The sequence below is a fragment of the Novosphingobium sp. genome, from assembly GCF_025351285.1.
Lineage (GTDB): Bacteria > Pseudomonadota > Alphaproteobacteria > Sphingomonadales > Sphingomonadaceae > Novosphingobium.
This window is the reverse complement of the sequence record NZ_JANXWG010000039.1, coordinates 1-8,281: the sequence shown is the minus strand read 5'-3', so window position 1 is coordinate 8,281 and position 8,281 is coordinate 1. Positions and strand designations below refer to the sequence as shown.

The following is an 8,281-nucleotide window of genomic DNA, read 5'->3' as shown; positions in this document are numbered from 1 at the left end:
TCGGCAGTTCGGCTTGCGGCGCGCTGGCCATGAATTCTCTCCGCTCATGTTGGGCCACGCAGACGCCTTGAGACGCTCCCGCGCGGGGAAAGCGCGCGCTTTAGGATGTTGAACGGGGCTGCGCAAGTGAGTGCACAACCGCGGCGCTTACAACAGTTTGCCCGGGTTCATCAGGCCCAGGGGATCGAGCGCGTGCTTGATCGCGCGCATCAGCCCGAGCGCGACCGGATCGCCGATTCGCGCCAGTTCGTCGCGCTTGAGCTGGCCGATGCCGTGTTCGGCCGAGATCGAGCCGCCCCATGCGGTGACGAGATCGTGGACCTGGCGGCTGATCGCCTTGCCGTCGTCCGCCTGCCATGCCGGGCCGTCTGTGCCTTCGGGGAGGGGATTTGGCGCGATCACATGGAAATGGATGTTGCCATCGCCAAGGTGCCCGAAGCCGACCGCGCGCGTGCCCGGCCATGTCGCTTCGATCGCGGGCACGGCGGCGGTGACGAAATCGGGCATCCGCGCCACCGGCACCGAAATATCGTGCTGCACCGCCGGACCGAGCGCGCGTTCGGCGGGAGCGATTGCCTCGCGCAGCAGCCACAACGCATCGGCTTGCGCTTTGCTTTGCGCAATCGTTGCGTCCGCGATCAGGCCTTGTTCGAACGCACGGGCGAGCAGAGCTTCGGCGCGTTCGGGCAGTCGCTCGGCCGCTTCGGCATCTGCGACCAGTTCGATCAGCGCGTGCCACGCGTGGTCACCCGCCAGCGGCGCACGCGCATCAGGCAAGTGCGCCAAAACCGCGTCCAGGGAGTGCGCGGGCATAACCTCGAAACCCTCCAGCGCCGCGCCGGCCATTGTTTCGGCAAGAAGCAGCAACGCCCTGGCGTCGGTCAACGAATCGAGCCCGGCCCACAGCACCGCCCGCGCGGCAATCGCGGGTTCGAGCTTCAGCATGGCGGCGGTGACAATGCCCAGCGTGCCTTCGGACCCGATCAGCAACTGCTTGAGATCGAACCCGCGGTTGTCCTTCTTGAGCGGCACCAGCGCGTCGAACACGCTCCCGTCGGGCAATACTGCTTCCAGCCCCAGCACGCTTGCTCGCATCGAGCCGTGGCGCAGCACTTGCGTGCCCCCGGCATTGGTCGAAATCAGCCCCCCGATCGTGGCCGATCCCTTACCGCCGAGCGACAGCGGAAAGCGCAAGCCCTGCGCCTCGGCGGCATTGTGCAGCACCTCGAGGATCACGCCGGCTTCGCACAGCGCGGTGCGAGCCTCGACGTCGATCGCACGGATTGCCGACATGCGCCGCGTGCTGAGCACGATCGCGTGGCCGGTGGTATCGGGCGTAGCGCCGCCCGACATGCCGCTGTTGCCTCCTTGCGGCACGATCGGCACGCGGTGATCCGCGCACAACCGCACCAGCGCGGCCAGTTCAGCAGCGTTCGCCGGCGATGCCATGCCAAGCGCGCGGCCGGTGAAGCGCTGGCGCCAGTCGGTGAGCCACGGCTGGATCAGTTCTGCATCGGTGGTCCAGCCACGCGCGCCCAGCATCGCCGCAGCGGCAACAACAAAGCCGTCGGTTGCGGGTTCGGTGAAATCGGAGACGGATGCGGGTGCGGCGTCCATGGCTTGCGCGCTACGAAGATTGCGCCGGACGGGCAATTCCTTTTTCGTTTCAGGCGGGTTAAGCGGGCATTCAAGCAGCGGCCCTATCCAAAGGGCACACCATTCGAGCCGTCAGGGCGGCTCGGTACACCGATTGAGGAATCCGCAGGCCGCTTCGACCCGCTTATGCCCACGCTCGCCCAACTTCTTGCGCCGCTGGCGCTGCTGCTGACGCCGTCGCAATCCGCGCCGGTCGATGCGGGTGATCGTGTGGACGGGATCGAGGATTCGGCTTGGGCCCTGGCATTGCAAGCGAACGGTCCGCCGCTGCTTTCGAGCGATGAGGATCGGCCGGGCACGTTCGATCCCGAAACCTGGAATCAGGTGCGGATCGAACAGCACCTGACCATCCGCATCTATCCGGGGCAACTGCCGCGCGGGGCGTTCATTGCCCTCCCGCCGTCCAGCGCGCCGCAGCGCGGGCCGGATAAGCGGCAGATCCGCTGCGTGGCCCTGTCCGCGCTGGGCGGACTGCGGTTAAGCGGAGCAAACCAGCTCATGCTGGTGTTGCGCGATGATCGGATGGTGCTGGCGACATTGCCCAAGATCTGCAGCGCAAGTTCATTCTATTCCGGGTTTTATGTCGAACCCACCCCCGACGGGATGCTGTGCGCGCGACGCGATGTGATCCATTCGCGCGCGGGTGCCAATTGCTCGATCAGCCGGCTTGACCTGGCCGATCCGGGCAGCTGACCGCCGAACCGTCAATTACGGCCGCAAAGCAACGGTTGGAACGCTTGATTTCTTGACTTTGCAGCGTCGATCGTCTTAGCGGCCAACAAGGTCTGTTTTTCACCCGTTGCGCGCAAGTGCAAGGCGAACGGACCTTTGGTCCTGCGGCTCGCTTGCCCGCCGGATGATTGTCGTGCGGACGCATTCAACATTTCCGCCCCAACGAACCGGATTATTTCCTTTATGAGTTTTGCCGATCTCGGCCTTTCCGAAGAACTGCTCCGCTCGATCGAGACCTCGGGCTATACCGAGCCGACCCCGATCCAGGCGCAGGCTATCCCGCAAGTGCTGATGATGCGCGACATCATCGCCGTCGCGCAGACGGGCACGGGCAAAACCGCCAGCTTCGTGCTGCCGATGATCGATATCCTCGCGGGAAGTCGTGCGCGGGCAAGAATGCCGCGCTCGCTGATCCTCGAACCGACGCGCGAACTTGCTGCGCAAGTCGCGGAAAACTTCGAAAAGTACGGCGCCAACCACAAGCTCTCGATGGCGCTGCTGATCGGCGGCGTGCAGATGGGCGATCAGGTCAAGGCGCTGGAAAAGGGCGTCGACGTGCTGATCGCCACGCCTGGCCGGCTGATGGACTTGTTCGAACGCGGCAAGATCCTGCTCACCGGTTGCAACCTGCTGGTGATCGACGAAGCCGATCGCATGCTCGACATGGGGTTCATTCCCGATATCGAGACGATCTGCACCAAGCTGCCCGCGCAGCGCCAGACGCTGCTGTTTTCCGCGACGATGCCGCCGCCGATCAAGAAGCTGGCCGATCGCTTCCTCAGCAATCCGCGCACGATCGAAGTGGCACGGCCCGCCACAGCCAACATCAACATCGTGCAGCACAAGGTGCGCGTGACCAGCCGCGGCAAGCGCGAGGCGCTGCGCCATCTGCTGCTGACCGACAACGTCACCACCGCGATCGTGTTCTGCAACCGCAAGACCACGGTGCGCGAATTGAACAAAAGCCTGCTCGGGCTGGGCTTCAAATCGGGCGAAATCCACGGCGACATGGACCAATCGTCGCGCATCGCCGAATTGCAGGGCTTCAAGGACGGCAAGATCAACATCCTCGTCGCCTCCGATGTCGCCGCGCGTGGGTTGGACGTGAAGGGCGTGAGCCACGTGTTCAACTATGACGCGCCGTGGCACCCCGACGATTACATCCACCGCATCGGGCGTACCGGAAGGGCCGGGGCCACCGGCCGCGCGTTCACGCTTGTCACCGATGACGATGCCGAGGCGGTCGACGGGATCGAGAAGCTGACCGGGTTGAAAATTCCGCTGTTCGACCTTTCGGCATCCGAAGGCGGCGCTGTTGCCTCAGATACCGCTCAAGGCGCCGAAACGCGTAGGGGCGAACGTGGCCGCGGTCGCAGCCGCGGAGGGGCCAAGCCCGAACGGACTGAATCCAGGCAGGTCGAAGCCGCTCCGGTTGCACCCGCCGTGGTCGACGTTGCGGTGGTTGAGGCTGCTGCGGAACCGGTCAAGCAGCCAGCGCCAGCACGCAAACGCCGCGACGAACCGGCCCGCGAACGCGAAGCCCGGCCTCCGCGCACTGAAAAGCGCGAAGAGCCCACCAACAAGACGCGCTCGGAACCGACTGCTCCCACAGGTGCGGCCGCTGCGGATTCGGGTGAGTGGAACGGTCCGGTTCCGGGCTTCCTCGGAGTGTCGGCGCTGGCCTGATTTGCGGCCTGATCTGGGGCCTGATTTGCGGCCTGATCGGCTTCTAGAACGTGTAGCCCAGGCCGATCGAGCCGACCAGTTGGCTGCGTGAACCGCGCGTGGCCACTAGCGGTGATCGCGCGAAATCGCCGAACAGCCGTTCATAACTGAACAGGGCGCCCAGTGCGAAGCCGTGATTGAGATCGTGGCCCAGCGCATGGGCGCCCATCAGGCCCGCCGTCGCGCTCTTGAGCCCGCCCGATGGCCTGAACTGGGCCAGGCCCGAGGCAGCGCTCGCGTTCGGTCCCACGCCGAAATAATACCGCGCATAGCGGCCGCCGACCACGTCGGCCGACAAGCTCATGCCGACGACGGTCTTTTCGGACAGAGGCGTCAGGTACTGCGCGGTCGGCGTGATGATGAAACTTTTCGAGACGTTGCCGACATCGTGCGAGGCTGAAACCTGGATTGTCAGCGTATCGTATTTCGATGTGACCACGCCGTTCCAGGTGAGCCCGACGGTAGCGCCGGCTTCGAGCGCGACCTTGCGCTTGCGGACGAGCCCGACGACGGGATCGCGCGGCTTGTCGGACCGGTCGAAGTTGAGGTTGGCGAAGGGCGCCACCACGATCTTGAATTTCTGGTCGCGGTATTCGGGCACCAGATCGATGCTCAGCGACGTGCCTTTGAATGCGATGTTATGCCCGTGAATCCGCGCCAGCGCGCCCAGTGCCGGGCGGATCACATAGTCGTTCGAACCTTCGTAATCAGGAGCGACGATCCCGCCGACGCCCACGGTAAAGCGGTTGTCGGCATGCTCGGACGCGCGCGCCGTGCCGGCTGCCGTCAACGCGCATCCGGCGATCGCCAGGCGAACGAATGCCCAAGAATTCCCCATGCAAGCCCCTTTAATATCGCGCCATCTTGCGCAATCGGCGAGTCAGTTTGATGACGCCGCGCCACTCAAGCGGGGTTCGTCGTCGCTGACAAGCGCGCCCGATAACGATCCATCGGGCGACTCGATCCCGAACCCTTCACGCGGGCCGGACGAAACTGTCGATCACGCGTTTGTGGCCGGCGGCGTCGAACTCGATCTCGAGCTTGTTGCCTTCCTGCGCGGCCACCGTGCCCATGCCGAACTTGTCGTGAAATACGCGCGCGCCGATCGCGATATCGGCGCGGGGCTTGTCGGCAAAGCTGGCGGCCGAGCGCGTGTTTTCGGCGATCTTGCGCGGGGCGGCTTCGAATTCGCGCCCCGCCGCGCGTTGCCAGCCGGGCCCGCGCGTGACGATCCGCGACGGCTGCGCGCGCGCGACATCGGCGAAGGGGTCCGAATGTTCGGACCACTGCGCGCGCCACAGTGAGGCGCCGCCGGACATCGTGGTTTCGGCATCGACATGCTCGCCCGGCAATTCGCCGATGAAGCGCGACGGGATCGAGCTGGTCCACTGGCCATAAATCCGGCGGTTGGCTGCGTGGATGATCGTGCAGCGCCGCCGCGCGCGGGTGATCGCGACGTAGGCGAGGCGGCGTTCTTCTTCCAATGAGGCCAGCCCGCCTTCGTCCAACGCCCGTTGCGAGGGGAACACGCCTTCTTCCCAGCCGGGCAGGAACACTTGCTCGAATTCCAGCCCCTTGGCGGCGTGGATGGTCATCAGCGTGACCTTTTCGGCGTCCTTGTCGGCATCGTTGTCCATGACGAGGCTGACGTGTTCGAGGAAATCGCCGAGCGTTTCGTAATCCTCCATCGCGCGCGCGAGTTCGGACAGGTTCTCCAGCCGCCCCGCGCTTTCGGCGCTTTTCTCGGCCTGGAGCGCGGCGGTGTAGCCCGATTCGTCGAGCAGCGTCCGCGCCAGTTCTGCCGGGGTGAGCGTGGCGATGCCGTCGCGCCAGCGCGCGAAATCGCGCATCAGCGCGGCGAGGGTGCCGCGCGCGCGGGCGGGCAATTCGTCGGTCTGGCAGATTTCCACCGCCGCCGCCGCCAGCGGGATGGCATTGGCGCGCGACAAGCGGTGCAGCTTCTCGATTGTCTTGTCGCCCAACCCGCGCTTGGGGGCGTTGACGATGCGTTCGAACGCGAGATCATCCGAGGGCTGCGAAATCAGCCGCAGATAGGCGATCGCATCGCGGATTTCGGCGCGTTCATAAAAGCGGAAGCCGCCGACGATACGATACGGCAGGCCGATCGAGATGAAGCGGTCCTCGAATTCGCGCGTCTGGAACTGCGCGCGCACCAGGATCGCGACCTTGTCGAAGGGCAGGCCTTCGCGTTCGAGTCGTTCGATGTCCTCGCCCACGCGGCGCGCTTCCTCTGGCCCGTCCCACACACCGATCACGCGGACCTTGTCGCCGCCATTGGCTTCGGTCCACAGCGTCTTGCCCAGTCGTTCGGCGTTCTCCGCAATCAGGCCCGAGGCCGCGCCGAGAATTGCGGGTGTGGAGCGGTAATTCTGTTCGAGCCGGATCACCTTGGAGCCGGGAAAATCACGCTCGAACCGCAGGATATTGGCCACTTCGGCACCGCGCCAGGAGTAGATCGACTGGTCGTCGTCCCCCACCACGCACAAGTTCCGCCGCGCCTGCGCCAGCAGCCGCAGCCACAGATACTGAACCGCGTTGGTGTCCTGGTATTCGTCGACCATGATGTATTTGAAGCGCTGCTGGTACTGTTCGAGCACGTCGCGGTGCGTGCGCAGGATCGTCAGCACGTGGAGCAGCAAGTCGCCGAAATCGCAGGCGTTGAGCGTCTTCAACCGGTCCTGGTAAAGCTGGTAGAAATACCGGCCCTTGCCGTTTGCGTAAGCCTCGTTCTCGCCCGCATCGAGATCGGCGGGCAGAAATCCGCGGTTCTTCCAGCGGTCGATCAGCCCCGCAAGTTGTTTGGCCGGCCAGCGCTTGTCGTCCACCCCTTCGGCCTGGATCAACTGCTTGAGCAGGCGCAACTGGTCATCGGTGTCGATGATCGTGAAGTTGGATTGTAGCCCTGCCAGTTCGGCGTGGCGGCGCAGCATCTTGGCGCCGATTGCGTGGAATGTGCCGAGCCACGGCATGCCTTCCACCGCCGGCCCGATCAACTGCCCGACACGTTCGCGCATTTCCCGCGCGGCGCGGTTGGTGAAAGTGACGCACAGGATCTCGCTCGGCCAGGCCAGCCGTTGCGCCACCAGATGCGCCAGCCGGTGGGTAAGCGCGGCGGTCTTGCCCGTGCCCGCGCCGGCCAGCATCAGCACCGGGCCTTCGGTGGTCAGCACCGCTTCGCGCTGGGGCGCATTCAGTCCGTTGAGAAACGGATTGGCCGAAGGCGAAACCGGCGCTGCGGTCGAAGATGAAACGGGTTTGGACACAAGCGAACAAGTAGGGAACGCAAGCAGGCAGCGCAAGCGCGCATGGCGACCAACCGTTACGGGTTGCAATCGCATTGCGGAACCAGCGGTGCGGACAGCCGTTCTGGCTCGGTAACCCTTCGGGAGAAGGGACAACGAGGAGCACATCCGATGCGAATGATCCCCATCCGCCCCCTGCTGATCGCGGCAGCCAGCGCGTCCCTCATGCTGGCAGGTGCACCGGCATTTGCCCAGGATACGATGCAGACAGCGCCGCAAGGCGCCGACATGCCCGGCAACATGGCGCCACCGCCGGCCGATACGATGAACAAGGCTTATCCGGTCTGCCGTGGCGGGATGGTCGACAATTGCCAGAACCCCGGCGAAGGCGGCGCGCCAGGTCGTTCGCGTGCCAGCGATGTCAAGGGTGGTTCCCCCGCTCACGGCATGGGCATGCACCACAAGATGAACACGCATCACAAGATGCGCCACCATAAAATGTAATCAGTTGAGCCCTGAACAGGGTCGCAGGGAGGGGTGTCGGGAAACCGGCACCCCTTTTGCGCGTGCCCTTAGGTCTTGTAGCGGCTCAATTCATCGCCCTTGAGCGTGACGACGTGGAGCAGGTTGGTCGATCCCGGCGTGCCGAACGGCACCCCCGCCAGCGCGATCAGCCGCGATCCGGCCACGCCGAAACCGTGGCGCAGCGCCATGCGCTTGCCCTTGGCGATCATCTCCTCGAAGCTGCCGATGTCCTGCGTGTGGACCGCGTGCGCGCCCCATAGCAGCCCCAGCTTGCGCGCGGTTTTCAGCGAGGGTGTCAGCACCAGCATCGGCACCGAAGGCCGCTCGCGCGCCACGCGCCGCGCGGTCGAGCCCGATCCGGTGAACACGATGATCCCCGC

General features: G+C 65.1%; 7 protein-coding genes. 3 read left to right on the top strand and 4 right to left on the bottom strand.

The genetic code is table 11. The features are described 5' to 3' along the window. Nucleotides 1–147: 147 nt before the first annotated feature. Nucleotides 148–1,617, bottom strand: a complete 1,470-nt coding sequence (locus Q0R16_RS04740; RefSeq protein WP_295632747.1) for an FAD-binding oxidoreductase — start codon at nucleotides 1,615–1,617, stop codon at nucleotides 148–150. A gap of 165 nt (nucleotides 1,618–1,782) precedes the next feature. Between Q0R16_RS04740 and Q0R16_RS04735 the strand changes: the two genes are divergently transcribed. Both Q0R16_RS04735 and Q0R16_RS04730 read left to right on the top strand, forming a co-directional pair. Continuing rightward, complete coding sequence (locus Q0R16_RS04735) at nucleotides 1,783–2,349, top strand: hypothetical protein (RefSeq protein ID WP_295632744.1); 567 nt, start codon at nucleotides 1,783–1,785, stop codon at nucleotides 2,347–2,349. Between the two features lie 222 nt (nucleotides 2,350–2,571). After that, nucleotides 2,572–4,074 carry a DEAD/DEAH box helicase gene (locus Q0R16_RS04730; protein ID WP_295632742.1) on the top strand — a complete coding sequence of 501 codons (1,503 nt, stop codon included), beginning with the start codon at nucleotides 2,572–2,574 and terminating at the stop codon, nucleotides 4,072–4,074. A gap of 43 nt (nucleotides 4,075–4,117) precedes the next feature. Here the strand turns inward: Q0R16_RS04730 and Q0R16_RS04725 are convergent, their stop codons facing one another. Together Q0R16_RS04725 and Q0R16_RS04720 are read right to left on the bottom strand one after the other, a co-directional pair. Next, nucleotides 4,118–4,951 carry a MipA/OmpV family protein gene (locus Q0R16_RS04725; protein WP_295632739.1) on the bottom strand — a complete coding sequence of 278 codons (834 nt, stop codon included), beginning with the start codon at nucleotides 4,949–4,951 and terminating at the stop codon, nucleotides 4,118–4,120. Between the two features lie 136 nt (nucleotides 4,952–5,087). Continuing rightward, complete coding sequence (locus Q0R16_RS04720; RefSeq protein ID WP_295632737.1) at nucleotides 5,088–7,397, bottom strand: ATP-dependent helicase; 2,310 nt, start codon at nucleotides 7,395–7,397, stop codon at nucleotides 5,088–5,090. Nucleotides 7,398–7,547: 150 nt separating this feature from the next. Here Q0R16_RS04720 and Q0R16_RS04715 point away from each other — a divergent pair, with 150 nt between their 5' ends. Beyond that, nucleotides 7,548–7,880 carry a hypothetical protein gene (locus tag Q0R16_RS04715; RefSeq protein ID WP_295632734.1) on the top strand — a complete coding sequence of 111 codons (333 nt, stop codon included), beginning with the start codon at nucleotides 7,548–7,550 and terminating at the stop codon, nucleotides 7,878–7,880. Between the two features lie 68 nt (nucleotides 7,881–7,948). On the opposite strand, the gene Q0R16_RS04710 is transcribed toward Q0R16_RS04715, so the two are convergent. Next, a partial coding sequence (locus tag Q0R16_RS04710; RefSeq protein WP_295632731.1) for a pyruvate kinase alpha/beta domain-containing protein occupies nucleotides 7,949–8,281 on the bottom strand: 333 nt, incomplete at its 5' end.